We start from the raw sequence: 25695 nt of genomic DNA, 5'->3' as shown, positions 1-25695 counted from the left end.
CGGTGTAGTAGTCCACGTGGGTGCGGGTGACATAGGCCTTGCGGCCTTCCCAGTCCAGCCGCTCCACCTGGTAGGGGCTGGACTGCACCATGTGGATGGCGCCTTCGTACAAGGTCAGCGCGGCGGCGGAATAGTCCACCTCGGCGATGATCTGCTGTTTGCCATCGCTGCGGTCGACCACCACGAAGTTGCCGTCGGCCACCGAGCGCAGGCTGACCGCGTTGGCCGGATAGCTGTCGGCGATCCACTCCCAGCGGTCGCCTTCGCGGTGGATCACCTCGGTTTCGGCCAGCGCTTCCAGGAAGACCAGCGGATCGATCGGGCCGAACGGGTCGCCGGCCAGGAACGGAAGCTCGAAGGCGGCGCAGCGGATGTGATCGAACAGGATCAGCGGCTGGTCCGGCGCGATGCGCGCGTGCTCGGGCGAGGCGTCGGCGAAGAAGTCCGGATGGCGGACCACGTACTGGTCCAGCGGCTGCGAACTGGCCACCATTACCCCCAGCGCCGGTTGCTGCCGACGCCCGGCGCGGCCGAAGCGCTGCCAGGTGGCCGCCACGCTGCCCGGATAGCCGTTCAACACGACGACGTCCAGGCTGCCGATGTCCACGCCCAGCTCGAGGGCCGAGGTGCTCACGATGCCGTCGATCAGCCCGGCGCGCATGGCGCGCTCGGTCTCGCGGCGTTCGGTGGGCAGGTAGCCGCCGCGGTAGGCGCGGATCCGCGCGGGCTTGCGCGGGTCATGGTCGAAGATGTCCTTGAGGTACTTGGTCAGCACTTCGACCATCAGCCGGCTCTGCGCGAAGATCAGCGTCTTCAACCCGGACTTGATTGCGATGCGGGCAATCCGGTTGCTCTGCGAGCGGGCCGAGGCGCGCAGGCCGAGGTCGGCGTTGACCACCGGCGGATTCCACAGCAATACATGTTTCGGACCGCTGGGCGCGCCCGACTCGGTGATGGCGGTGACCGGCGCTTCGATCAGCGCCTGCGCATGCGCCTGCGGGTTGCCGATGGTGGCCGAGCACAGGATGAACTGCGGCTCCACCCCGTAGAACGCGCAGATCCGCTTGAGCCGGCGCAGCACGTTGGTGACGTGGCTGCCGAACACGCCGCGGTAGGTATGCACCTCATCGATCACCACATAGCGCAGGTTCTCGAAGAACTGCGCCCACTTGGTGTGATGCGGCAGGATCGCCTGGTGCAGCATGTCCGGGTTGGAGACCACGATGTCGCCGTGCAGGCGGATCGCCTGGCGTGCATCGCCGGGGGTATCGCCGTCGAAGGTGAAGGCCTTCACCCCCAGGTCGCCGGCGCGGTTGAGTTCGAGCAGCTCGGCCACCTGGTCCTGGGCCAGCGCCTTGGTCGGGAACAGGTACAGCGCCTTGGCCTTGCCCTGCATTGCCGCGCTCACCACCGGCAGGGTGTAGCACAGCGACTTGCCGCTGGCGGTGGGGGTGACGATGGCCACGTGCTCACCGCGCTGGGAGGCCTCCCAGGCCTCGGCCTGGTGGCTGTACAACTGCTCGATGCCGCGCGCCTTCAGCGCGGCGGCCAACGCGGCCGGTACATCGGCAGGCAGCGGTGCATACCGGCCTTCGCGGGCGGGAATCGTGAAGCTGCCGGTGATGCGGTCGGCATAGCGCTGCTGCAGGCGTGCGGTAAGCAGCGCGCCGTTGCGCGAGGGCAGGCCGTCGGTGGTGGACAGGCGGCGCTCGGCGTCTTCGGTGCGCTTGGCGAGTTCGTAGGCCATGGGGGCAACGGTCTGCAAAGGACGCTATGGAATCACAGACCGGTCTCAATGTTTGAGACACCGCAGCGGCGGCGGGTGAATGATTCAGCGCCGCCGCCGGCGGATCAGTAGCGCTTGGCGCCCTTCACCGCCGCGTCGATGGATTCCTGGATGCGCTTGATGTCGTTCTGCCCGGCGTCGACGTATTTCTCCACGCAGCGGAAGTGTTCCTTGACCTCGCGCTGGTAGCGGCTCTGGTCCGACGGCGTATTGCCCGAAGGTTTGCGCGGCGGCTCGCAGCGCGGCGCCGGGTAACGGCTGCTGCTGAGATTGCTGGGGCCGGACACCGCCCACGCGGCACGGCTGTGCAACACCGACGCGCTGGACACCAGCGCCATGGCGACCATCACTACGACACGCGACATGGGCGATTCTCCTGGAAAGTCGCAGTATAGGCACCGGCGGCACGCGCTCGAACGGCATCGCGCTGCCTGCCCCCCCTTCCATCGGAGCCTGCCCGCGCATGACGCGTCTGCTTTTTCTTATTGCCCTGTCCACCCTGCCCGGGACCGCGCTGGCGCTCGACGCCGCCGCTGACGGCACCTGCCGCAACGGGGCCTTCCCTGCCCAGCAGAGCGACTTCGCCCTGGCCACGGTGAGCGGTGACACGCGGTTGTACCTGCTCGGCGACCTCGACGGTTGCCCGGCCAAGGGCGAGCCCGCCTGCCGCCAGCGCAGCTACGTGGTCGGCGGCGATACGCTGATCACCGGGCGCACGCTGGGCAGTTATCGCTGCGGCTTCTTCCCCAACCATGTTGGCGGCAGCGCCGGCTGGGTCGATGTGCGGCGCCTGCAGCCCGTGCCCGCGCGCGCCGCACCGACGCTGCGCGACTGGGCCGGGCAGTGGCACGACGGCGACAACACGCTGGATCTGGTGGTGCGGGACGACCAGCTCGTGCTCACCGGTGAAGCATTCTGGCCGTCGGCCAAGCCGACCGCGCAGCGCCCCTACGGGCCCAACCTGGGCCAGATCGACGCCGTGGCACGCCCGGTCGGCACAGTGCTGGAGGCCGTCGACAAGGACGACGCATCGTGCACCCTGCAGGCGCGCTGGCTGGGCGACTACCTGATCGTGACCGACAACAGCGCGTGCGGCGGCATGAACGTGCGCTTCAACGGGGTCTACCGCCGCGACAAGGGCCGCCGTTGAGCGCAGCTGAACCGCAGCTCCAGCGCCTCTACGAAATCTGACGCCTGCCTCCGTATGCTTGGCCGCAGCACGCAACGGGCAGGGACATGGCGGTGGCACTGAGTGGATATCAAGCAGTAGTACTGGCCGGCCTGCTGGTCGCCGGCGGGGTGCACGCACAGCAGGTGGAATCGCCGCCGGAGCCGGCCATGCCGCCGCCGACGGAGGCGCCGGCGCAGGTCACCACGCTGGGCGAAGTGCGCGCGCTCAAGCCCGAGGATGATCAGCCGCTGGACCTGTACCGCTACAAGAGCCCGGTGAAGCTGGAGTCCAACCGTTTCAGCCGCTCCTGGAGCGAACCGCCCTCCCCCGAGCAGGTCAGCATGAGCGGCGGCTACCTGATGATGGGCATCAACTACGGGTTGGGAAAGGCCGCGCAGGGGCTGCACAAACTCACCGGCGGCCCGGACCAGATCCAGTCCGCCGTGGCCCGCCCGCCACCGGAGTTGAGTGCCGAGCAGCAGCGTCGCGCGCAGGAATTCTGTGCGCGGCAGGACGACTGCGTGGTGCCTGCGGGGCGATAGCCGGTTCGCGGGCCAGGCAAATCAGGGGGCAGGCGGGACCCTACGCGGTCGCCAGCGCTCCAGCCACCACAGCAGCCCGGCCACCAGCACGAACGCCAGCAGCCAGGGCCAGCGCGGGCCGGGGGCGTTCACGGTGCCCGATGCCGCACTGCCCACCGCATCGCGCACCAGCAGCGCATTCGCATCGCGTTGCTGCTGGCGGTACAGCGCCGGCGCGCTGGCGGGATCGAACACGTAGAACGCCTGCGCGAGGTCGCCCTGTTGCAGCTGGTGCCAGCCGGCCTGCTGCGGCCAGTAGCCGGCGCAGTGCCCGGCGCCGGTGGCCGGATCGACACGCAGCGGCACCGCGATGCCGGCCGGACTGCGCACCTGCGTTTCGGCGGCCACATTGCACAGCACCACACGTTCGCCCGCCCACGGCGTGGGCGCATCGATACGCACCTGCACCGCATTCGGCAGCGGTCGCGCCACGCTGGCCAGTACACCACTCCACAATTCGGCATGGCGATCATCGCGGCCAGCCAGTACCAGCCGGTAGCTGTCGCTGACCGGCAGCAGCGCCAGGCGGCCCTTGCCCACGCTGCGCCAGCCGCCGACCGGTTGGCCCTTGTCGTCGCGCAGCAGGGCGGTGGCGTCGGTGGCGCGCAGTGGGAACTGCTCCAGCACCGGTACCGCGGCACTGTGCGAGGCCGCATCGGCCTCATCGATGTAGGTCGTTGCCTGCGTCGCCGGACGTTGCGGGCCGCGACGCGCCTGAAGCAGCGCGGCATCCGGATCGGCGGCCAGCTGCAACGGTGTGCCCGGGGTGTTGCCGGTAACGGGCAGGCCCCATCCGCGTAATACCCGGCGTGCGCCGTCACCGAGCGGCCCGCCGGTGCGCACCAGCACGCCCAGGCCCTCGCGCAGCGCCTGCTGCACGGTGCTGCGCTGGGCGACACCGAGGGTGAGGAGGCTGCGTTCGTCGAGGATCAGCACGTCGGTGGCCGCCAGCCGCGTGGCGGTGAGTGCCACGGGGGCATCGCCGAGCGAGACGCCGCCGCCGGCGCTGGCCTGGGCCTGCACGTCCAGCCCGGTATCGGCCGCCCAGCGGCGCAGGTATTTCAGTTCCGGGCCTGGTGCGCCGGCGAGGATCAGCACGCGCGGCGCGGGTTGGTCGAGCGTCTGCAGGGGCACCGGCACGTTGTCCACTACGTGGCGGCTGGCATCGAGCAGTCGCAGGCTGAAGGTGCTGCGGCCGCCGGCCCGCGCCACACCCTCCAGGGCGATGCTGCCGTCGCTGCCGAGCGTGCCGCGATCAACCACGACCCCGGCCGGGTCGAGCAGCTCGGCGCTGGCACCGGCAACGCCCTGCGCGCGTGCATGCAGTTGGAACACGCTGCCCGGCGCGGTGATGGGTGGCGCCTGCAAGGCACGCCAGCCGCGCGGTGGCGCCGGCTGCAGCAGGTGCACCTGCCCGGGCAGGGTGATGTCGCGGTCGCGCGCCGGCAGGCCATCGCCGATCACGCGCAGCGACTGCGTGCCTGGATGCAGGCGCAGCGCGGTGCCGAGGTCGGGGACGGCGGTCGCGGTGGACTGCGCGGCCTCCGGCAGGGCGACAATGGTGTCGCCGCTGGCAGCTGACCACTGCACCTCCTCCGCACCGTGGGTCAGCACGGTCAGACGATCGGCGCGCGCCTGCGTAAGCGGCGGTACCAGGGTGAAGTACAGCAGCCCACTGACGGCGATCTGCAGTGCCAGCAGCGCGGCCAGGTGCGGGGCGCTGCGACGCGGTCCGCGCCGCTGCTGCCAGAGCAGGCGCGCGCTGCCGATCAGCGCGATGGCCAGCAGCGCCAATGCGATCCAGCGTGACTCGATCATCGCGCGCCCTCCAGGGCATCCAGGTACGACTGCCCCATCCGATCGGGTGCGGCGCGCCGCGGCACCTGCGGTGATGGACGCAGCAATGCGCGCCACAGCTGCGCACGCAGGGTCTGCCGACACGCGCTGCAGTCCGGGGCGATGCGCAGTTCTTCGATCGCCGCCGCCAGGCTGAGCGGGTCGGTCAGGCGCGTTTCATTGCGGCGCAGCCATCGGGTCAGCGCATCCAGATCGGGCACGGTCTCGGTCGCGCCCAGTTGCTGCCATACCGCCACGATGGCGGTATCCGGTGCGTCCAGTGCGCGGATCGGCAGCGTGCGGCTGGCGAGGTCGGCGCGGTTGCCGCTCATGCGTCGGCCTTCGTCGATCGGTGGCAGTTCCGGGCCGACCCGCGCCAGGTAGATGCGCTCGGCCTGCTGGACCTGCTTGATGAAGGCCAGCGCTTTGTTGGCATAGGGCAGCGCGGCCTCCGGACGGCCCTGGCGCAGCTCGCCTTCGGAGGACCACATCTGGTCCAGCGCGGCCTTCAGCGTGGCGCGCGTCTGTGGGTCGAGCAGGGTGGCGGCTTCGGCGTGATCATGGGTGTGGCCGTACTCGGACAGCACGTCGGTGGCGCTGCCGAATACCGGTGGGCTGCCGGTCTGCGCGCTGCCGTGGTCATGCGCGTCGCCACCGGCCTTGTCGTCGTCGTGATCGTGATCGGGCGGTGTGTCGCTGGTCGGCAGCGCATCGCTGGTGGGCGGTGGCTTCGCGCCGCCCTCGCTCTCCTCGCCCAGGAACTGGCCATAGCGCAGGCGCAGGATGCGCTGGTCCACGCCGATCGCATCGGCGCGCCGGGTGAATTCTTCCGGCGGCAACTGCCGGCGCCGTTTGATCAGCGCTTCGGCGTCGATGATGATCTGGCGCTGGCTGCGGAAGTACGCCGGCAGGGTCTTCTTGACCATGCCCTCCAGTTCGGCGCCCTGCACCTGCTCGGCACTGGGCAGGCGCAGGATCAGGCTGGTGCTCTGCGCAGCCTGCGGCGTGGGGGCGTGGTTGTCGCGCACCTGCAACTGCGCGATCACATCATTGCCCGGCGCCGCGCCGAGCGCGGCCAGGTCCAGCGTGCGTGCGAAGCGGCGCAGTGCCGGTGCACCGCTGCCGGACAACGTCAGCGTCTGCTCGCGGAAGGTGATGTTCTCGCCGCTGCCCTGGGCCAGGGTGATCTTCAGCTGGGCATCGGCGGCGACACCGTAGTCATCGCTGGCCTCGAACTGCAGGGCCCACTGGCGCTGTCCCGGCGTGCCCAGCACCAGCGTGCGGTCCGGGACGATCACGCGCACGTTCGGTGGCCGATCGGGCAGCACATCCAGACGGTAAAGGCGTTGTTCGCGCAGCGCCGGTTCGGTGACCACGCGGTACAGCGCGGCGCGGTCCGCGTTCCAGGTGCCGGTCCATTCCTCGCCGGTGCGCACCAGCGCCATGCGTCGGCCATCGTGGAACTGCAGGGCGACCTGCGTGGGCTGCGCGGAAAAGCGCAGCGACCACTGCAGCCCACTGCCCTGCGCGACCTTGGCGTCCAGCGTGGTCTGCACGCGGGCCGGCTGGCCGGTGTAGGCCGGGGCTGTGATCGCCAGGCGCGTGGATTGCAGGCGCGGCGGCAGTGCAGCGGTAGCGGCGGGCGGCGATGACAGGGACGGCATCACGTTGCCGCCGACACTGCGCGGCCAGCCCAGCACCAGTGCGATCACCACCAGTCCCAGCAACCACGACACCGCCATCCAGCGCCGTGGCCAGCGCGGCCGCAGCTCGGGAATGGATGCCTGCAGCGCGGCCGTTACCCGCGCCTGCTGGCGCTGCTGCAACGGGTTGAGCGTGGCCGCATCGGCAAACAGCAGGTCGGCGCTGTCCTGGACGATGCGATGGGTGTCGAGCTGGCGCACAAGCCAGTGCCGGTCCAGCTGGCGACTGCGCCAGGTGGACAACGCCACGCTGGCCAGCAGGCTGATCAGCAGCACTACCGTGGCGCTATCGAAGCCGCCCACGCGCAAGGTAAGCGCGGTGGCGGCAAGCGCCAGTGGCAGCGCGAGCAGCAGCGTGGCCCACCACTGGCGCCGCCGCGCGCGCTGCCAGCTGCGCTGCAGCAGGGGGCTCATGCCGGCACCCCGCGACGTGGCGACGTCGCCAGCCAGCGTTCCAGCGCGAACAGCAGCACGATCAGCCCGAGCAGCCACGGCGCGAGGTCCAGCGGTTGCGGCGCGGGTGCGTGGGCTCCGGTCAACGGTGCATGCGCGGCGGCGGCCACCCACTGCGGTGCGGCGGGTGGTCGTGCAAGGGCTAGCAGCTGTTGCGGAAAAGCCGGATCTTCGAGGATCGGCAGTGTCGAAGGAGTCATCGCAGCATGGAAGCGCAGGAGGCGACCGTTGCCGACGCGGCGCTCGCTGATGGCCGCCTGCCCCTGCGCGTCGCGCAGCACCACCGTTTCGGCAGCCGCGCGCGTTACGGGCTGCGTGACCAGCAGCGTGCCGCCACCGTCCAGCCATGCCTGCCACGTAGGCGGCAGCGGCGCGGCGGACAACCACACGCCGATCTCGCCCTGCACCGGCGCTGCGTCCGTGGCGGCAGCCAAGGGTTGGCCGGACCACGCCCGCTGGACCGCGTTGAGGACGCGCTGGGCCGGTGCATCGGCCTCTCCGCCGAGGCGCAGTCGCGGCGCACTGCTGGTTGCGTCTGGCGCGGCCGGCACTGTGCGTGCGATGGGGCGCCACTGCACCGGGCGCGACAGGCGCGGGCGCTGCGCATCCGCGCCGGGCATCCGGTCCGGGACGTAGACGGTCAGCGGTGCACCGGCCGGCAGCTGCTGGTCCAGTTCGCGAAGCAGGCTGGACAGTGGCTGCGTGGCGCTTGGTGCCGGCGTATCTGTCGATGCAAAACCGGGCGACAGCCAGCGCCAGTCCGCCTCCGGCTGCTGCGCGCGCAGCGCCGCGGCATCCAGGCCGGGTGCCACGGCGATCACCGCGTGGGTATCGGGCGCGCTGCCCTGCAGGACCGGTCGCGCCAGCAGCAGGGCCAGCGCGGCCAGCAACAGCAGGCGCACCAGCAGCAGCGGCCATTCGTCGAAACGGATGCGCTGGCGCGGCCGTACCTTGGCGCGCAGCCAGCGCAGCGCGGCGAAATCCAACGGCGCGTAGTGATGACGGCGGGCCAGATGCACCAGTAGCGGCACCAGCCACGCGGCCAATGCCAGCAGACCCAGCGGGAACAGCAGCGCCAGGTTCATGCGCCGCTGCCCGGGCCGAACAGCAGCCGCAGCGGTGCATCCAGCGGCTGGTCCATGTAGCCCACGGCGTGCGCGATGCCACTGGCATGCAGCCGCGCCTGTAGCGCGTGCTGTGCCTGGCCGAAGCGCGCCAGGTAGTCGGCGCGGATCACCCGTCCATCGCCGAGCAGCTCCTCACCGGTCTCCGGATCGCGGAAGCGGTGGCCGTCGGTGAACGGAAAATCGCGTTCGTCGGCACTGAGCAGCTGAATCTGCAGCACCTCGCGGCGGGCGGCCGCCAGGCGTTCCAGCAGCACGATGCCGGCCTCGTCGAAGCCATCGCCGAGTGCCACCAGCAGGTCACCGGCCTGCACGCGCTCCCAGACCGGGCGCAGCGTGTCGACCGCCGGCCAGCCGCCCTGCGCCTGCAACTGGCGCAGCATCAGGTGCACGCGGTCGCGCTGGCGCGGGCCRCTGCCGGCCGGCACCAGCTGCACGCCGAGCCCGTTGACCGCGATCACCCCGAAACGATCGCCCTGCTGCAGCGCCAGTTCGACCACGCAGGCGGCGGTGGCGCAGGCCTGGTCCAGGCGCGACCACGGCGGCCGCGCGCGATCACGCTGCGCGGCCGACGCAGTGGCATCGATCAGCACCCAACTGGTGATCGGGCTTTCGCGCTCGGACTCGCGCACGAAGAAGCGGTCCGAACGTGCATACAGCTTCCAGTCGATCTGGCGCAGCTCGTCGCCCGGTTCGTAGGCGCGGTACTGCGCGAACTCCAGGCCGGCGCCGCGGCTGCGGCTGGCGTGTTGGCCGATGCCATGCGCACCGCGTGCACGCCGCGGCAGCAGACGCAGCGCCTTCAGGCGGCTGCGCACATCGGCGGGGAGGGCGATCGGGGCGTGCGGGGTCATGCTCAGGCCGGGAACGGCACGGCCTGCAGCAATGCGGCGATCACATCGTCGGCGCCCTTCTGCTCGGCTTCGGCGGCGAAGGACAGCAGCAGGCGATGGCGCATCACTGGCGCCACCAGCGCCTGCACGTCCTCGCGGGTCGCGGCGAAGCGGCCCTGCAGCAGCGCGCGGGCCTTGGCCGCCAGCACCAGCGATTGCCCGGCGCGGGGACCGGCGCCCCATTTGATCCACTGGTTGACCGCCTCCGGTGCGACCGGGCCCGGTCGGCTGGCGCGCACCAGCCGGGTAATCCAGGTGAGCACGTCCTCGCTCACATGTACCTGGCGTACCGCCGCCTGCAGGGCCAGCACGTCCTCGGCATCCATCACCTTGGGCACCGTGCCACTGGCGCTGCCGGTGGTCTGCAACAGGATGTCGCGCTCTTCCTGCTCGGTCGGGTAATCCACCCGCACGTGCAGCAGGAACCGATCCAGCTGCGCCTCGGGCAGCGGGTAGGTGCCGGCCTGTTCGATCGGGTTCTGCGTGGCCAGCACGAAGAACGGCGCCGGCAGGGTGTAGGTGGTGCCCGCATAGCTGACCGTGCGCTCCTGCATCGCCTCGAGCAGTGCGGCCTGGGTCTTGGGCGGGGTGCGGTTGAGTTCGTCGGCCAGCAGCAGGTGGGTAAAGATCGGCCCCTGCTGGAAGCGGAAATGGCGATGTCCGGTGCCATGGTCTTCTTCCAGCAGCTCGGTGCCGAGGATGTCGCTGGGCATCAGGTCCGGGGTGAACTGCACACGCCGGAACTGCAGCTCCAGCGCCTGGCCCAGCGAGCGCACCAGCAGCGTCTTGCCCAGCCCCGGCGCGCCTTCGAGCAGGCAGTGGCCACCGGCCAGCAGCCCGATCAGCAGTTGTTCCACCACCGCGTGCTGGCCGACCACGGCCTGGCCCAACGCGGCGCGCAGCTGCTGCAGTTTGGGAAGAAGGGCATCAAGGCTGTCGGTCGTCATAAGGCACTCGCAGAAAATCGTCATAAGGCCACGCCATGCGTGGCTGAAAATGCAGGAAGAAACCTAACTGTTCAACGCATACATCACGATGTTGACCGCAAAGCGGGTGTTGTCTTCGGCCAGGAAGCGCTTGTTGCGCCAGTCGTAGTCCCACTCACAGCCGTAATCCTTGTTGCTGTAAAGCACGCCCAGGCGACCATCGACCTCGATGCCCTTGAGGTAGTCATGGACCAGGTCGTCGCCCCAGCCATTGAGTTCGAAACCGGTGGCCGGCGGGCCCTCGGGGAAGCGGAAAAAACTGCGGTACAGCGCATGGCTGTTGGGCAGCTTCTTCAACGCGGCCGGGCCGAACAGCTTGGCCATCTGCGCTTCAAAGGACGTGGCGAACAGCCCGTCGATGTCATGGTTGCAGTCATCGACCAGCACAAAGCCGCCGTTGCGCACGTAGCGCACGAAGTTCTGCCGCTCGGCGGCGTTGAACTCCACCAGCTTGTGCCCGGCCAGGTAGCAGAACGGCGCCTCCAGCATGCGCGGGTCGGACAGGGCGATGACGTGCTCAGTCGGGTCCACGCGCAGGGAGGTGTAATCGATCAGCGAGGTGATCACGTTGGACGGCATGCGCGCATCCACGTCCCAGTCGCCGGAGTCGTACTTGAGGCGGGTGAACCAGAAGTCGTAGCGACCGGCCTGGGCGCGCGCCAGTGAGGGCAACGCCGCGAGTGCGGCGCTGCCCAGCATCAGGCGCAGGAACTGCGCGCGGTTCATCCGTGCATCAGACCGCGTCGGAGAGCGAGGTGAAGGTGAAATCGCGCAGCTTCATCGGCGGAATCATCATCACAAAGTTCGACTCGTCACCGGCCACGCGCACCGGCTTGCCCAGTTCTTCGATGTTGTTGAGCATGATCACCGGCGACTCGTTGAAGCGGAAATTCTTCACCGGGTACTTGATCTGGCCGTTCTCGATGTAGAAGGTGCCATCGCGGGTGAGGCCGGTGAGCAGCACGGTCTGCGGATCGACCATGCGGATGTACCAGGTGCGGGTGACCAGAATGCCCTTCTGGGTGCCACGGACCAGCTCGGCGGTGCTCTTGTCGCCGCCGCTCATCAGCAGGTTGCCCGGACCGGCATTGGCGGTCTTGCCCTGTTTCTGCGCCCAGAAGCGCGAGTACTCCAGGTTGGCGATCTTACCGTTCTCGATGATCGGCAGCTTGGTACGCGGCATCCCTTCGTTGTCCCACGGCAGGACCGCGGCTTCAGGGTGCCAGGGATCGGCATGCATGTTCACGCGCGGGTCGTAGACCTGCTCGCCGAGCTTGTTGCCRCCGCCCTTCTTGGACAGGAAGCTGCGGCCTTCGTCGGCCGAGCGGGCGCTGAAGAAGTTCATCATGAAGCTGATCAGGCCGGCGGCCGCGGCCGGTTCCAGGATCACCGTGTACTTGCCCGGCTCCAGCGCCTTGGCTTCCTGCGATTCGGTGGCCTTGCGCATCGCGATCTGGATGTCCTGCTCGGCCTTGAAGTCGGCGGCATCCTGGAGGTTGCGGCCCACCCAGCCCGAGCCACGACCGTCTTCGGTACGCACGGTGCAGGTGTAGTCGAAGTTGGTGGTGCGCTGGTAGCCAAAGTTGCCGTTGCTGTTGGCCGTGGCCTGGAAGCCCTGGCCGTCTTCCAGGAAACCGGCGGCGATCAGGCCGTGGCCCCGGCACGGGGCGATCGAGTCGGCGGCGACCTTGGCCCGGAACGCCGGATCGATGGCCGCGGTGGACGCGCTGAAGGTCGGGCTGGGCGTATAGGTCTGCTTGCCGATGGCCGGCATGAACTCCGGGTTTTCCGGGGCCAGGCGGGCCAGGTCTTCGGCACGGCGCACCACGCGTTCCAGCGCGGCGTCGTCGAACTCGTTGATCGAGGCGGTGCCCACGCGCTTGCCGAAGGCGACGGTGACGGCCAGTTCGGTGTTGTCCACGATGCCGCTGGTGGAGACGTTGTTGAGCGCGAAACGGATGTTGCCGTCGATCGCGCCGGCCAGCACGGCGGTGCACTCATCGGCCTTGGACAGCGCGATGACCTTGTCGAGGATGGCCTTGGCCTGGGCTTCGGTGAAGATACTCATGGATTGGGGCTCCTGACCGCTCAGCCGAGGCTGCGCGCGGTGTTGATGACGTTGATGCCGTTGAAGCGCGCGGTGGACGAACCATGCGAGACCGCCGAGACCTGGCCCGGCTGGCCCTTGCCGTCGAAGAACGAGCCGCCCAGGCGGTAGTCGCGTTCATCGGCCACGGCACTGCAGGCGTTCCAGAACTCGGGCGTGCGGATCTGGTACGCCACGTCTTCGAGCATGCGGGTGATCTTGCCGTTCTTGATCTCGTAGAACAGCTGGCCACCGAACTGCGCGTTGTAGCGCTGCTGGTCGATCGAGAACGAGCCGTCGCCGATGATGTAGATGCCGTTTTCGACATCCTTGACCATGTCAGCCACGCTCAGCGGAGTCTTGCCCGGCGCCATGGAGACATTGGCCATGCGCTGGAACTGCACGCTGGACCAGGAGTCGGCATAGCAGCAGCCATCGGAGGCGGTCTTGCCGAGGATATGGGCCTGGTCGCGGATGGTCTGGTAGTCCACCAGCTTGCCTTCGCTGATCAGGTCCCAGCGCTTGGTCTTGACGCCTTCATCGTCGTAGGCCACCGCGCCGAGGCTGCCCGGCTGGGTCTTGTCGGCGAAGATGTTGACCTTGTCGCTGCCGTACTGGAAGTGCTGTTCGCGCTTGTCCAGGGTGGCGAAGCTGGTGCCGGCGTAGTTGGCTTCGTAGCCGAGCACGCGGTCCAGTTCCAGCGGATGGCCGATCGATTCGTGGATGGTCAGCCAGGTGTGCGACGGGTCCAGGATCAGGTCGTACTTGCCTGGCTTCACCGACGGTGCCTTCAGCTTCTCCTGCGCCTGTTTGGCCGCGGCGATCGCATCTTCCTTCATGTCGTAGGAGGAACTGTAGTTGACCACGCCGTTGGGCGTGAGCACCTTGCCGGCCGCGGCGCCGTCCAGGTACTCGTAGCCCATGCCCATCGGCGAGGACAGGCCTTCGCGGGTCCGGAACTTGCCGCTGGCCTTGTCGATGGCGGTGATCGTCATCGGTGCCCAGATGCGGTGCACGTCCTGGTCGATGTAGGAGCCATCGGTGGAGGCGAAGTACTTCTGTTCGTTGACCAGGAACAGCATCGAATTGACGAAGCTGGCCCCGGCGGCCAACGCGGCGGCGTTGACGTCCAGCAGCAGGTCTACCTTTTCCTTGATCGGCACGTCCATGGCGTTCTTGCGGATCGGTGTCTTCCAGCTCACTTCCCCCACGCCCGGCGCGGCGGCCAGCTGTACCGGCGCGGTCTGCACGCCGGCGTTGGCCTTGGCGATCGCCGCAGCCTGCTGGGCGGCACGGGCCACATCGGCGGTGCCCAGCTGGTTGGTGGCGGCAAAGCCCCAGGCGCCGTTGACGATCACGCGGATGCCCACACCGGTGGATTCGGTGTTGACCACGTTCTGCACCTTGTCCTCGCGGGTGATCACGAACTGGCGCAGGTAGCGCCCGATGCGCACGTCGCAGTAAGTGGCGCCGGCCTGGCGGGCGGCGGCCAGCGCCGCATCGGCCAGGCGCTTCTTCAGCCCCAGGTCCAGGGTGCTGTGCAGCTGTTCGGCGGCAATCACCTTGCCGAAGAACGACGGCACGATCAGGCCGCCTGCGGTAAGCCCGGTCAGGGCAAGGAAGTCACGTCTTTGCAAGGCAGCTCTCCACGTTGGTGTGGGGGGGCGGGGAAACGGCGACGGTGCGGGACAGGTTCATCCCAGACTGCGCGCGGTGTTGATGATGTTGATGCCATTGAAACGGGTGGTGGACGAACCGTGCGACACGGCCGAGACCTGGCCCGGCTGGCCCTTGCCGTCGAAGAACGAACCACCGAAACGGAAGTCGCGCGCATCGCAGATCGCGCTGCAGGCATTCCAGAACTCCGGCGTGCGGATCTGGTAAGCGGCATCCTCGACCATGCCGGTGATCTCACCGTTCTTGATCTGGTAGTACAGCTGGCCGCCGAACTGCGCGTTGAAGCGCTGCTGGTCGATCGAGTACGAGCCGCGGCCGTGGATGTAGATACCGTTCTCCACGTCTTTGATCATCTCGGCCACGCTCAGCGGCGCCTTGCCCGGGGCCAGCGACACATTGGCCATGCGCTGGAACTGCACGCTGGACCACGAGTCGGCGTAGCTGCAGCCGTGCGATTCGGTCTCGCCCAGCAGGTGCACCTCGTCGCGGGTGGCCTGGTAGTTCACCAGGATGCCGTCCTTGACCAGGTCCCAGCGCCTGGTCTTGACCCCTTCATCGTCGTAGCCCACCGCACCCAGGCTGCCGGGGGCAGTCTTGTCGGCGAAGAAGTTGACCCGCTCGCTGCCCCAGCGGAAGCCGGCGTCGCGCTTGTCCAGCGTGGCGAAGCTGGTGCCGGCGTAGTTGGCTTCGTAGCCGAGCACGCGGTCCAGTTCCAGCGGATGGCCGACATTCTCGTGGATGGTCAGGAACAGGTTGGACGGATCCAGCACCAGGTCGTACTTGCCCGGCTTCACCGACGGTGCCTTGAGCTTCTCGCGCGCGTGCCGTGCAGCGGCGATGGCGTCTTCGACCGGGTCATAGGAGTCGCGGTAAGCGGTGATGCCGCCGGGAAGTGCGATCTTGCCGCTGGCATCGCCATCGAGGAATTCGTAGCCCATGCCCATCGGCGAGGACAGCCCGGCGCGGGTGCGGAACTTGCCACTGGCCTTGTCGATCGCGGTGGCGGTGAACGGCAGCCAGATCCGGTGCACGTCCTGGTCGATGAAGGAGCCATCGCTGGAGGCGAAGTACTTCTGCTCGTTGACCAGGAACAGGGTGGAGTTGATGAAATTGGCGCCCGCGTTGAGCGCGGCGGCATTCAAGCCCAGCAGCAGGTCGACCTTGTCCTGGATCGGCACGGCCATGGCGTTCTTGCGGATGGGCGTCTTCCAGCTCACCTCGCCGACCCCCTGCACCGGCGCCAGCTGCACCGGACGGGTCTGGATGCGCGCGTTGGCCCGGGCGATGGCGGCGGCCTGCTCGACCGTGGCCAGCACCGCGGCCGGGGTCTGCTGGTGGGTCGCGGCAAAACCCCAGGCCCCGTTGACGATCACCCGGATGCCAATACCCGAGGACTCGCTGTTGGTGATGTTCTGCACCTGCGCTTCGCGGGTGATCACCGCCTGGTTGAGATACCGGCCGATGCGCACGTCGCAGTAACTGGCACCGGCACGCCTGGCCGCGGCCAGCGCGGCCTCGGCCAGCGCCTTGTTGCGGCCCACGTTGCCAGGCTCGAGCAGCTGCTCGGCGGCGATCAGGCGGGAGTGCGGCAGCATCAGGCCAGCCAGGCCCATGCCAGACAGCGTCAGAAACTCACGGCGTTGCACAGCTTGCGATTCCCCGGGGTACGGTCGGCGGCAGGTCGCCGGCGACAGTGGACAAGTCTTTGACTTTCGGTGGCTACCGGGAGTGGCACAAGTGACTCCGGTCATGGTTGGATGCACGCTGTCGAATTCATCTTGAGCCTTCCATGAGCCAGCAGCGGTGGTCCGAAGCCTGCGAACGCAACCGCGACCCGATCCTGACGGTGCTGCAGCGGCACCTGCATGACCGCCACGCGGTGCTTGAGATCGGCAGTGGCACCGGCCAGCACGCCGCGTATTTCGCGGCGGCGCTGCCGCACCTGCACTGGCAGGCCAGCGACCATCCGGAGCATGTGCCCGGCATCGCCGAGCGCCTGGCCACCGCCGCGCTGCCCAATGCGCCGGCACCGTGGCCGTTGCAGGCGGTGCTGGCGCCGCAGCCCGGCCTGGCACCGCTGCCCGATGCCGCGCCCGCCTTCGATGCGGTGTTCAGTGCCAATACCCTGCACATCATGAGCTGGGCGCACGTGCAGGCGTTGTTCGCCGGGTTGCCGGCGGTGATGGCGGACGACGCGCTGTTGTTCATCTACGGGCCGTTCAATTACCACGGCGAGTTCAGCAGCGACAGCAACCGCCAGTTCGATGGGTGGTTGAAGGCGCGCGATCCCGATTCAGGTATCCGCGATGCGGAGGCGGTGGACGCGCTCGCGGCCGCGCAGGGCCTGCAGCTGATCGAGGACGTGGCCATGCCCGCCAACAACCGGCTGCGGGTGTGGCGGCGGGGCTGATCAGGCCGGGAAAGTCGGCGGGCACGCCTGCTGCAGGCACGCCCGGAACGTCGCGGTTGGCAACGGTGGCGTCGAAATGGCCAACGGGCACTCGCGCCGGGACGCACGCTGAGGGTAGGATCGGGGCCGGGAGGTTGTTGTGACAACCCGGGGGAGTTTGCATGGCAGTGGCAAGACACAGGCTGGCCGGCGTGATGCTGGCGGCTGGATTGACGGCGGCGTTGGCCGCGTTCGGGGTGGCGGCGCAATCGCTGCCGGCAGTGCAGGAGTTCTATTTCGACCAGGATGCCGCCGCCGTTCCGGCGGTGGTGGTGCCTGCCGACAGCAGTGATCTGGTCGACCAGCTCATGAAGCAGCGCGAGCGCGGGCGCAGGACGCTCGACGCCACCGTACAGCTGGCGGGCGTGGCGTTCGCGCAGGGGCGCCCGGAGCTGGGCCGCAGCCTGTATGCCGAGGCCATCGGCAGCACCACGGCCACCACCGCGGCCGGACGCACGGTGCGCTGGAACTACGGCTGGGACCTGTTCCGGCTGGGTGAGGTCGACGCGGCACTGGCCCAGTGGAGCAGTGCCCAGGGTGGCCTGCGCGGCAATGCCGCGTGGGTGCCGGCCACCTACGCGCTGGCGCTGTGGACCCTCGGCCGCAAGGACGAGGCGGTGCGCTGGTATGCCGCGGCGGTCCGCACCGAGCCGCAGCAATGGAGCAGTACGGCCAACTACGCCACGCTGCTGCCGAGCTGGCGCGATAGCGAGCGCAAGACCCTGGCCGAGGTGCAGCAGGCCTGGGCGGCGCAACCGCCGGCCTGGCCCTGATCCGATCGGGGGYGGCCGCCTCGTGCGGTCGCTGTCGGTGGCAAGCGGCGCGATGAGCTTCGGCTTCGACCAAGGTCGAGGCCGTCGCCGCGTGCGCATCGGCTAGGCTGCCGCAATGGCCTTCGATGCATTCGCCCTGATCCTCAGCATGCTCGGCCTGGGCATGCTGTTCGCGCGCCTGCGCACGCTGCCCGACAACAGTGCCGAGGTCCTCAACCGCGTGGTGCTCTACGTGTGCCTGCCGGCGGCGGTGCTCACCTACGTGCCACGCCTGCATCTGGACGTGAGCCTGGTCGGGCTGATGGCCACGCCCTGGCTGCTGATGCTGGCCAGCTGGGCGCTGGTGTCGCTGGCTACGCGCCTGTGCGGATTCGCCCGCGACGTGCACGCCGTGTTGCTGATCTGCGTGACCCTGGCCAACTCCAGCTTCATCGGCTATCCGATGGTGCGCGCGCTGCTGGGCGATGCGGCCCTGCCGTACGCGGTGGTCTATGACCAGTTCGGCACGTTCGTGCTGCTGTCCACGTTCGGCTTGTACGTGATCGCCCGCTACAGCGGCGATACCCCGCCGAGCGCAGCCCAGGTGCTGGCACGCATCGCGACGTTCCCGCCGCTGTGGGCCCTGCTGTTCGCGCTGGTGCTGATGCCCGCGCAGCCGCCGGGTTGGATCGGCACCGCGCTGAAGCAGTTGGCCGATGCGATGCTGCCGCTGGTGATGCTCGCGGTGGGGCTGTCGATCCGGTTGCGGCTGTCGCGCAGCGAACTCACGCCACTGGGCATCGGGCTGCTGCTCAAGCTGCTGGTGATGCCGGCGTTGGCGGTGCCGCTGGCCTGGCTGTTCGGCCTGCACGGCACGATGCTGCAGGTCAACGTACTGGAATCGGCGATGCCGACCATGATCACTGCCGCCGCCCTGGCGATCTCGCACCAGCTGGCCCCGCGCCTGGCCGCGGCGATGGTCGGCTACGGCATCGTGTTCGCGCTGGTGACGCTGCCAGCCTGGGCGTGGCTGCTGCAGCACCCCGGGTAGAGCCGACCGTTGCTCGGCTGCTCCACCCAGGGCCACCGACACCGCACAAAACCCGGTAGAGCCGACCGTTGCTCGGCTGCTCCACCCAAGGCCACCGACACCGCACAAAACCCGGTAGAGCCGACCGTTGGTCGGCTGCTCCACCCAAGGCCACCGACAGCGCCGACCCACGACACCGCCGACCCACGAAGCAGCCGACCAACGGTCGGCTCTACGTGCCGGTGATCGGCGTTACTCGTCTGCGCTGACCGTGCGGCCGCGTGCCCATTCGCGCAGCGCGGTGACCTGCTCGGCCATCAGTACCGACAACGGACGGCTGCCGCGGATCTCCTGCATCAGCAGCTCGGTATCGAGTACGCGCGTTTCCGCATGGGCGGCATACAGCCCGGCGACCACCGCCTGTTCGATCTCCGCACCCGAGAACCCATCGCTGGCCGCAGCCAGCGCCGGCAGCGCGAAATCGTCGGCATTGAGCTGGCGCCGGCCCAGGTGCAGGCGCAGCAGTTCCACCCGGGTATTGGCGTCGGGCAGGTCGATGAAGAAAATCTCGTCGAAGCGACCCTTGCGCAGCAGTTCGGCCGGCAGCTCGTGCACCTGGTTGGCGGTGGCCACGATGAACACCGTGCTCTTGCGCTCGGCCAGCCAGGTCAGCAGGTGGCCGAGCACGCGGCGCGACACGCCCCCGTCCTCGCCGCCACTGGCCAGGCCCTTTTCAATCTCGTCGATCCACAGCACGCAGGGCGCCAGCTGTTCGGCCGAGGCCAGTGCCTCGCGCAGATTCTTCTCGGTCTCGCCGTGGTACTTGTCATACAGGCTGCCGAAGTCCAGGCGCAGCAACGGCACCCCGAAGCCGGCGKCGGTGGCCTTGGCCAGCATCGACTTGCCGCAGCCCTGCACCCCCAGCAACAGCATGCCCTTGGGCGGATCCAGCCCGGCCGGGCCCTGGCCGCCGAGGAAGATCGGGCGGCGCTGGTTGACCCAGCGTTTGAGCCGGTTGGCCCCGGCCACGTCGGCAAAGCGGGTGGTGTCGTACTCGTAATGCAGGTGGCCGGCGCGGTTGAGCAGCTCGAACTTGAGCCGGGCCAGCTGCGGCAGGTCGTCCTGGCTGAGCGCGCCGTCGGCGAAGATCAGCTGCCGCGCGATCCGCCGCGCGTCCACCATGCTCAGGCCGCGCAGGTTGTGCAGGATCTTCTTGACGGCCTCGTTGTCCACTTCCACCCGGCGCCCGCCGTTCTCGCGGGCATAGGCCTCGGCCTCCTCGCGCAGCATCTTCAGCAGCGCGTTGAGGTCGGGCAGGCGCGGGTTGAAGCGGGTTGCCAACGCCTCCAGCTCGGCCGGCAGTTCGACCTTGGCCCCGATCAGCACCAGCACGTGGGCCTGGCAGTGGCGGCGCTGGATCAGGTCGCGCAGCGCGCGCTGGTGGCTGGCGTAGCCCAGGTAGGGATGGAAATCCAGCAGCAGGTAGATGCCGCGCTGTTCGGCCTGGCGGATCATCTGCAGGGCCGAGCTGGCATCGGGCGGGCCGACCGGGTCGTCCTCGCGGTCCATGTCGATGCGGCGCAGGCCCTCGGTGATCGACCAGCGGTGCAGGGCACGCCAGACATGCATCAGGGTCTGCCGGAACAGCTCCACGATGCGACCCTCGTCCTGGGTCTCGATGATGATCAGCGGGGTGTTGGCGCGGATGAGTGCGCTCAGGTCCTGTAACTCGCTCATGCCGGCTTGCAATCCTTTGGATCGCGCACGATAGCAAAGCGCCGGGCCACGCAGGGGTTCAGCAGTGCGACTATCTCCGTCACGGAGGGCGGTGTACGCTGCGACGACGTTCCCCGGAAGCGAGGCTGGCATGAAGACGATCCTGGTAGCCGGTTCCAAGGGTGGGGTGGGCAAAACCACCGTCGCTACCCACCTGGCGGCGCATGCCGCCCTGGACGGCAAACGGACCGTACTGGCCGACGCCGATCCGCAAGGCTCCAGCACCCGCTGGGCGCAGCGCCGCTCGATGCTCGAAAGCGCCGTGCTGCCGATCGACGTGTACCGCAAGAAAAACTGGGAAAAGCTGATCCCCGACGGCACCGACCAGGTCGTCATCGACGCCCCCGCAGGTGCATTGGCCGACGATCTGGGCCACTTCCTCGATGTTGCCGATGCCGTCGTGGTCCCGGTGCTGCCCTCCGCGCTGGACATCGAAGCCATCGTCGGCTTTCTCAACAGTCTGTCCAAAGTGCCGCGCGTGCACCGCCGCGCGCTGCCGGTGGGGCTGGTGCTCAACCGCACCAAGCCGTGGACCCAGACCTCCCAGCAAGCCATGCAGATGCTGGCCGAATGGCCTTACGAGGTTGTCGCCCAGCTGCGCGACAGCCAGAGTTACGTGGTGATGGTCGGGCTGGGACGCAGCCTGTTCGATTACCGCTCCGCGCAGGTGCGCGAGCACCAGAGTGACTGGGAGCCACTGTTGAAGTGGCTGAAGAAAGCCTGATCCGGAAGAGAGCCTTTATGCGAGAACTGATCCTGCTGCGCCACGCCCACGCCGAAGCCGCCGGTACCGGCCAGGCCGACCTTGACCGCCCGTTGTCGCCCATCGGCCTGGCCGAAGCCGAAGCGGCCGGCCGCTGGCTGAAGGAAAACAACCTGCTGCCCGATTGCGTGCTGTGCTCGCCCTCGCGGCGGACCCGCGAAACCCTCGAAGCGGTCCTGGGCATTACCGGCTTCGTCGAAAAGCGCCTTGAAGACGCCGTTTACGACGCCACCCCCGGCACCCTGGCCGGCCTGATCGATGAACGTCGCGATGTCGAGCGCCTGCTGGTGGTCGGTCACAACCCCGGCCTGGAACGGTTGGTAGCGCTGATGAGCGAAGGCACCAGCAGCGACTACCGCGGCATGCCGCCCGGTGGCATCGCGGTACTGGCCTTCGACCGTGAGGCCCGCATCGAGCCCGGCGTGGGCACCCTGACCGCCTTCTGGTGGCCGTGACCCCATGACGGTAGTGCGCGCGCTGCTGGGCTGCCTGCTGGCACTGGCAGCCGACGTGGCCTGCGCCGAACCGCCGGCCGAAGCGCCCCGCCAGGTGCTGGCGTTCGATACCGCGCGCTCGCGCTTCGGCTTCGAGATCCGCACCCGGCTGGGGCAACGCATCGAAGGGGAGTTCCCGCGTTTCGAGGGGCGTATCGAGGTGCTGCCCGATGGGCGCCACCAGGTGCACCTGCGGATGTTCACCCGCTACGTGGAGATTCCCGGCAAGGACCGCTACACCGGCTGGATGCGCGGGGAGGAGTTCTTCGACTCGGCGCGCTACCCGGTGGTCGAATTCGACTCCGTCCCTTACTGGCCCGAGGTGGTGGACAAGGGCGGCGGGGTGCAGGGCCGGTTGATCCTGCGGGGGGTCAGCCACCCCGAGACGCTGCGGGTGGAACCGGCGGCCTGCCCGCGGGCCGGGTATGATTGCGACGTGGTCAGCCGCGGTACCGTGCAGCGTGGCCGGTATGGAATGGACAGCTGGCAACTAGCATTGAGTGATCGAGTGACCTTTGTATTGCGTGCGCGTCTGAGCGAGGCGCCGAAACCGTGAATCCATGGCTGCGGGTGGTACTGCTGGCAACGCTGTTGCTGGGGAGCGGCTGTGCGTCGCTGTCCAACGCCGAGCGCGAGCGCGCCGCCGGCATCGCCGTGCAGGCGCGTTCGAGCGTGGTCGACTGCACCGCGCCGGACCGTTGCGCCCTGGATTCACCCCTGCGCGCGCTCGGCGGCAAGGCATTTGCCGAGTCCACCGAGGCGGCGCCGCGCCACTACGCCACCATCATCGACGAAGGCGAGGTGTCGCTGGTCGCCCGGCTCAACCTGATCCGCAGCGCCACCCGCAGCATCGACCTGCAGACCTATATCTTCGACAAGGACGACAGCGCCCGGCTGGTGCTGGACGAACTGCTGGCCGCCGCCCGGCGCGGGGTCAAGGTACGGGTGCTGATCGACCAGCTCTCGGCGATCTCCGACCTGCAGATCCTCGGTGCGCTGGCCAGCAGCCACCAGAATTTCGAACTGCGCGTCTACAACCCGACCTTCGGCAAGGCGCGGCTGAACTACGTCGACTACGCCGCCAGCGTGCTGTGCTGCTTCCGCCGCTTCAACCAGCGCATGCACAACAAGCTGCTGGTGATCGACGATGCGCTCGGCGTGGTCGGTGGACGCAACTACCAGGACGACTATTACGACTGGGACAGCGAATACAACTTCCGCGACCGCGACGTGCTGGTGGCCGGGCCGGAAGTGCGCGAGATGGCGACCAACTTCGACGCGTTCTGGCGCGCCCCGCGCAGTGTCCCGGCCGAACGCCTCAACGATGTCGGCGCCGCCCTGCTCAAGACCGGCGCGCCGCAGATGCCGGTGCCCGACTACCGCAATCCGCAGCGGCTGCAGCGGGTCAGCGACGAGGCCAACGACCCGGGCTACGTCAGCCGTGCGTTCGTGGATACCGCCCTGGCGGTGGCCTCGGTGCGCTATGTCGCCGATCTGCCGCGCAAGCATCGCCGCGAACGCCCCAACCAACCGACCAACGGCCAGCACGTCACCGAGCCGCAGTTGGATGCGCTGATCGCCAGCGCGCAGACCGAAGTGCTGCTGCAGACGCCCTACCTGGTGCTGTCCAAGCCGGCGCGCAAGCTGTTCCGCGACCTGCGCAAGCGCGAACAGCCGCCGCGCATCGTGGTCTCCACCAACAGCCTGGCGGCCACCGACAACCCGATCGTCTACGCGCTGTCCTACAAGTACAAACGCCGCAACATGCGCGAGCTGGGCTTCAACCTTTACGAGTTCAAGCCGTTCCCGCTGGATGCCCCGGTCGATTACCGCAACCTGCTGCCGGCCCCGCTGGGCGAGGCGCCCGCCTCGGACGGCAAGCGCAGTAGCCTGATCGGGGGCAGTGCCGCCGGCAGCAACGCGCGCGGCAACGCCGGCAGCGGCAACCGCCGCAGTGCCGATGCCAGCCCCCCGGTGGACCTCGGCACTGCTCCGGGCACCGCTGCCGCGGCCGACCCGGTCCGGCGCCAGCCCACGCCTGGACCGGCCGCGCGCCGCCGCACCGACGGCAGCGTGGTCGAACGTCGCGTACTGCGTGCCGAAACCCGGCCCTCGTTCCTGGGCACCAAGGCGGTCAACAAGCCGCTACCGGTCACCCGTACCGGCGCGCGCATGGGCCTGCATGCCAAGTCGATGGTGGTGGACCGCCGCATCGGCGTGATCGGCACGCACAACTTCGACCCGCGCAGCGAGAACTACAACACCGAAGGCGCGGTGATCATCGACGACCCGGTGTTCGCCGAGGCCCTGGCCCAGAGCATCCTGCGCGACATCCACCCGCAGAACTCGTGGACGGTCGCGCCGCGGATCAAGCCGCCGGTGCTGTCGGGCCTGAACTACAGCGTCGGCAAGGCGTCCGAAGCCCTGCCGGTGCTGGATTTCTGGCCGTGGCGCTACGCCACCGATTACGAATTCCAGCCCGGTCCGAACTGTCCCGAACCGCTGCGTCGCCAGGACAAGGATTTCCACACCTGCTACGTCTCGGTCGGTGACTTCCCCGAGGTCAACGTCGGCCCGAAGTGGCTGCTGGTGCGCATGCTGACCGCCTTCGGCGCCGGCCTGGTGCCCATCCTGTAATTTTCTCGTCGCACGGAGACGCCGCATGGCCCAGGTATTCCGCGAAGCGGTGTCGATCGAGGCACTCAACGCACTCAGCCGCAACACCCTGATCGAACACCTCGGCATCGCCTTCACCGCAGCAGGGGACGACTGGATCAGCGCGACCATGCCGGTCGACGAACGCACCCGCCAGCCCTACGGCATCCTGCACGGCGGTGCGTCGGTGGTGCTGGCCGAAACCCTCGGCAGCAGCGCCGGCAACCTGTGCGTGGATACCCGCGCGCAGGTCTGCGTGGGCCTGGAGATCAACGCCAACCACATCCGTGCGATGCGCAGCGGCGTGGTCACCGGCACGGCGCGTGCGGTGCACGTGGGCCGCAGCACGCAGGTGTGGGACATCCGTATCGAAGACGACGGCGGACGCCTGGTGTGCACCTCGCGGTTGACCCTGGCCGTGGTGCCGGCGGTCCGCCCCGGCTGATCGATCCAACGCGTGGATGCTGTGTTGCGCCGGCCATCCCAGTGCGCCAGCGCATGGTCGGCGCCGGCGCCGTGCCGCAACCGGGCACCCGCTTGACCGCCTGCGGCGTCTGGCCCTGCATTGCCATCGATTTGTCCGTTTTCGGCTGGCAGAGCCTGCGGCGCTCGGGTATCGTGCGCAGATGACTTCCCCCACCCCGGCCTCACGTGGCGGCGTGGCGCGTGTGTGCCGTTATCTGTACCGCGTACCGCTGCTGCTGGTCCACCTGTTGCTGTTCCTGCCGATTTTGCTGATCGCCATGCTGCCGCCGTGGGGACGCATGCGCGTGGGCAGCCGCCTGTTCGAACATGCCGCGGTGAACCTCTGGTCCACTGGCCTGATGTGGATCTTCGGCTTCCGCTTGCACCGGATCGGTACGCCGCTGCCGGGCGCGGTGCTGTTCGTGGCCAATCACGTCAGCTGGGTCGACATCAACATGCTGCACAGCCAGCGCATGATGGGCTTTGTGGCCAAGCGCGAGATTGCCAGCTGGCCGGTGGTCGGCTGGTTGGCCGCGCGCGGCCAGACCATCTTCCACCAGCGCGGCAGTACCGAGTCGCTCGGTGGGGTCATGCAGGAAATGGTGGTGCGCCTGCGCGAGGGCAAGGCGGTGGGCGTGTTCCCGGAAGGGCGTACCCGTGGTGGCCATGATGTGGGCCCGTTCCATGCGCGCATCTTCCAGGCAGCGGTCGAAGCCCAGGTCCCGGTGCAGCCGGTGGCGCTGCGTTACGGTTGGCGTGGCGATGCCCAGGCCATCGTAGCGTTCGGCCCGGGCGAGAGCTTCTTCGCCAATTTCCTGCGCCTGCTGGGGGAACCGGCACGCCGTGCCGAAGTACATTTTCTGGCGCCCATCGGAACCCAGGATCTGGAAGGCCGTCGCCGCATCGCGGAAACCTCGCGTGCGCGCATCCTGGCGGCGATGTCCGCCGAGTAGTGCATGGCGGCCCTTCACGCGCCAGCGTCGCAGCCGGGAGCAGTCTGCCGCCCATGTTGACC

At 68.7% G+C, this 25695-nt stretch carries 23 protein-coding genes; 11 read left to right on the top strand and 12 right to left on the bottom strand.

The window, feature by feature from the left end; translation table 11 throughout:
- Together ACXJKH_RS01550 and ACXJKH_RS01545 are read right to left on the bottom strand one after the other, a co-directional pair.
- Nucleotides 1-1747 (bottom strand): DEAD/DEAH box helicase (locus tag ACXJKH_RS01550; RefSeq protein WP_457318038.1); only part of this gene is annotated, 1747 nt, incomplete at its 3' end.
- 104 nt (nt 1748-1851) lie between these two features.
- On the bottom strand, nt 1852-2151 hold the full coding sequence (locus tag ACXJKH_RS01545) for a hypothetical protein (RefSeq protein ID WP_457318037.1): 300 nt from the start codon (nt 2149-2151) through the stop codon (nt 1852-1854).
- Nucleotides 2152-2249: 98 nt separating this feature from the next.
- Between ACXJKH_RS01545 and ACXJKH_RS01540 the strand changes: the two genes are divergently transcribed.
- Both ACXJKH_RS01540 and ACXJKH_RS01535 read left to right on the top strand, forming a co-directional pair.
- Nucleotides 2250-2936 (top strand): hypothetical protein, encoded by a 687-nt coding sequence (locus ACXJKH_RS01540; RefSeq protein WP_457318036.1) that lies wholly within the window; start codon nt 2250-2252, stop codon nt 2934-2936.
- Between the two features lie 86 nt (nt 2937-3022).
- A complete protein-coding gene (locus ACXJKH_RS01535) occupies nt 3023-3499 on the top strand; it encodes a hypothetical protein (RefSeq protein ID WP_457318035.1) in 477 nt (158 codons plus the stop codon).
- A 21-nt stretch (nt 3500-3520) separates the two neighbouring features.
- On the opposite strand, the gene ACXJKH_RS01530 is transcribed toward ACXJKH_RS01535, so the two are convergent.
- From ACXJKH_RS01530 to ACXJKH_RS01490, 9 genes are all read right to left on the bottom strand, one after another.
- The gene (locus tag ACXJKH_RS01530; RefSeq protein WP_457318034.1) at nt 3521-5356 is read right to left on the bottom strand and encodes a hypothetical protein; all 1836 of its coding nucleotides are present in this window, start codon (nt 5354-5356) and stop codon (nt 3521-3523) included.
- Nucleotides 5353-7491 (bottom strand): hypothetical protein, encoded by a 2139-nt coding sequence (locus ACXJKH_RS01525; RefSeq protein WP_457318033.1) that lies wholly within the window; start codon nt 7489-7491, stop codon nt 5353-5355. The genes ACXJKH_RS01530 and ACXJKH_RS01525 overlap by 4 nt, the downstream gene beginning before the upstream one ends.
- Entirely contained in the window at nt 7488-8615 is a 1128-nt protein-coding gene (locus ACXJKH_RS01520; protein ID WP_457318032.1) for a BatA domain-containing protein, read from the bottom strand. The genes ACXJKH_RS01525 and ACXJKH_RS01520 overlap by 4 nt, the downstream gene beginning before the upstream one ends.
- Complete coding sequence (locus tag ACXJKH_RS01515; RefSeq protein WP_457318031.1) at nt 8612-9508, bottom strand: DUF58 domain-containing protein; 897 nt, start codon at nt 9506-9508, stop codon at nt 8612-8614. The genes ACXJKH_RS01520 and ACXJKH_RS01515 overlap by 4 nt, the downstream gene beginning before the upstream one ends.
- Nucleotides 9509-9510: 2 nt before the next feature.
- Nucleotides 9511-10494, bottom strand: a complete 984-nt coding sequence (locus ACXJKH_RS01510; RefSeq protein ID WP_457318030.1) for an AAA family ATPase — start codon at nt 10492-10494, stop codon at nt 9511-9513.
- Between the two features lie 63 nt (nt 10495-10557).
- On the bottom strand, nt 10558-11259 hold the full coding sequence (locus ACXJKH_RS01505) for a DUF4159 domain-containing protein (protein ID WP_457318029.1): 702 nt from the start codon (nt 11257-11259) through the stop codon (nt 10558-10560).
- 7 nt (nt 11260-11266) lie between these two features.
- Nucleotides 11267-12601 carry a TldD/PmbA family protein gene (locus ACXJKH_RS01500; protein WP_457318028.1) on the bottom strand — a complete coding sequence of 445 codons (1335 nt, stop codon included), beginning with the start codon at nt 12599-12601 and terminating at the stop codon, nt 11267-11269.
- Nucleotides 12602-12621: 20 nt separating this feature from the next.
- The gene (locus tag ACXJKH_RS01495) at nt 12622-14256 is read right to left on the bottom strand and encodes a TldD/PmbA family protein (RefSeq protein ID WP_457318027.1); all 1635 of its coding nucleotides are present in this window, start codon (nt 14254-14256) and stop codon (nt 12622-12624) included.
- Between the two features lie 57 nt (nt 14257-14313).
- Nucleotides 14314-15942, bottom strand: a complete 1629-nt coding sequence (locus tag ACXJKH_RS01490; RefSeq protein ID WP_457318026.1) for a TldD/PmbA family protein — start codon at nt 15940-15942, stop codon at nt 14314-14316.
- Nucleotides 15943-16085: 143 nt separating this feature from the next.
- Here ACXJKH_RS01490 and ACXJKH_RS01485 point away from each other — a divergent pair, with 143 nt between their 5' ends.
- The 3 genes from ACXJKH_RS01485 (at nt 16086) to ACXJKH_RS01475 (ending at nt 18548) form a co-directional block, all read left to right on the top strand.
- Nucleotides 16086-16706, top strand: a complete 621-nt coding sequence (locus tag ACXJKH_RS01485; RefSeq protein WP_457318025.1) for a DUF938 domain-containing protein — start codon at nt 16086-16088, stop codon at nt 16704-16706.
- Nucleotides 16707-16867: 161 nt separating this feature from the next.
- Nucleotides 16868-17518, top strand: coding sequence for a tetratricopeptide repeat protein (locus ACXJKH_RS01480; RefSeq protein WP_457318024.1), 651 nt, complete (start codon nt 16868-16870; stop codon nt 17516-17518).
- Between the two features lie 115 nt (nt 17519-17633).
- The gene (locus ACXJKH_RS01475; RefSeq protein WP_457318023.1) at nt 17634-18548 is read left to right on the top strand and encodes an AEC family transporter; all 915 of its coding nucleotides are present in this window, start codon (nt 17634-17636) and stop codon (nt 18546-18548) included.
- 231 nt (nt 18549-18779) lie between these two features.
- On the opposite strand, the gene ACXJKH_RS01470 is transcribed toward ACXJKH_RS01475, so the two are convergent.
- Nucleotides 18780-20264, bottom strand: coding sequence for an AAA family ATPase (locus ACXJKH_RS01470; RefSeq protein ID WP_457318022.1), 1485 nt, complete (start codon nt 20262-20264; stop codon nt 18780-18782).
- 130 nt (nt 20265-20394) lie between these two features.
- On the opposite strand from ACXJKH_RS01470, the gene ACXJKH_RS01465 reads away from it, so the two are divergent.
- The 6 genes from ACXJKH_RS01465 (at nt 20395) to ACXJKH_RS01440 (ending at nt 25633) form a co-directional block, all read left to right on the top strand.
- Nucleotides 20395-21027: a nucleotide-binding protein gene (locus tag ACXJKH_RS01465; protein ID WP_457318021.1), complete on the top strand. Its 633-nt coding sequence runs from the start codon at nt 20395-20397 to the stop codon at nt 21025-21027.
- Nucleotides 21028-21044: 17 nt separating this feature from the next.
- The gene (locus ACXJKH_RS01460; RefSeq protein WP_256776759.1) at nt 21045-21521 is read left to right on the top strand and encodes a SixA phosphatase family protein; all 477 of its coding nucleotides are present in this window, start codon (nt 21045-21047) and stop codon (nt 21519-21521) included.
- Between the two features lie 4 nt (nt 21522-21525).
- Nucleotides 21526-22116, top strand: a complete 591-nt coding sequence (locus ACXJKH_RS01455) for a YceI family protein (protein ID WP_256776760.1) — start codon at nt 21526-21528, stop codon at nt 22114-22116.
- A complete protein-coding gene (locus ACXJKH_RS01450) occupies nt 22113-24197 on the top strand; it encodes a phospholipase D family protein (protein WP_457318020.1) in 2085 nt (694 codons plus the stop codon). The genes ACXJKH_RS01455 and ACXJKH_RS01450 overlap by 4 nt, the downstream gene beginning before the upstream one ends.
- A gap of 25 nt (nt 24198-24222) precedes the next feature.
- Complete coding sequence (locus ACXJKH_RS01445) at nt 24223-24660, top strand: hotdog fold thioesterase (RefSeq protein ID WP_256776762.1); 438 nt, start codon at nt 24223-24225, stop codon at nt 24658-24660.
- 181 nt (nt 24661-24841) lie between these two features.
- Nucleotides 24842-25633 carry a lysophospholipid acyltransferase family protein gene (locus tag ACXJKH_RS01440; protein ID WP_457318019.1) on the top strand — a complete coding sequence of 264 codons (792 nt, stop codon included), beginning with the start codon at nt 24842-24844 and terminating at the stop codon, nt 25631-25633.
- Nucleotides 25634-25695 lie beyond the last annotated feature (62 nt).

Source organism: Stenotrophomonas sp. P5_B8 (assembly GCF_054049855.1).
This window is presented reverse-complemented; position numbering and strand designations above follow the sequence as displayed.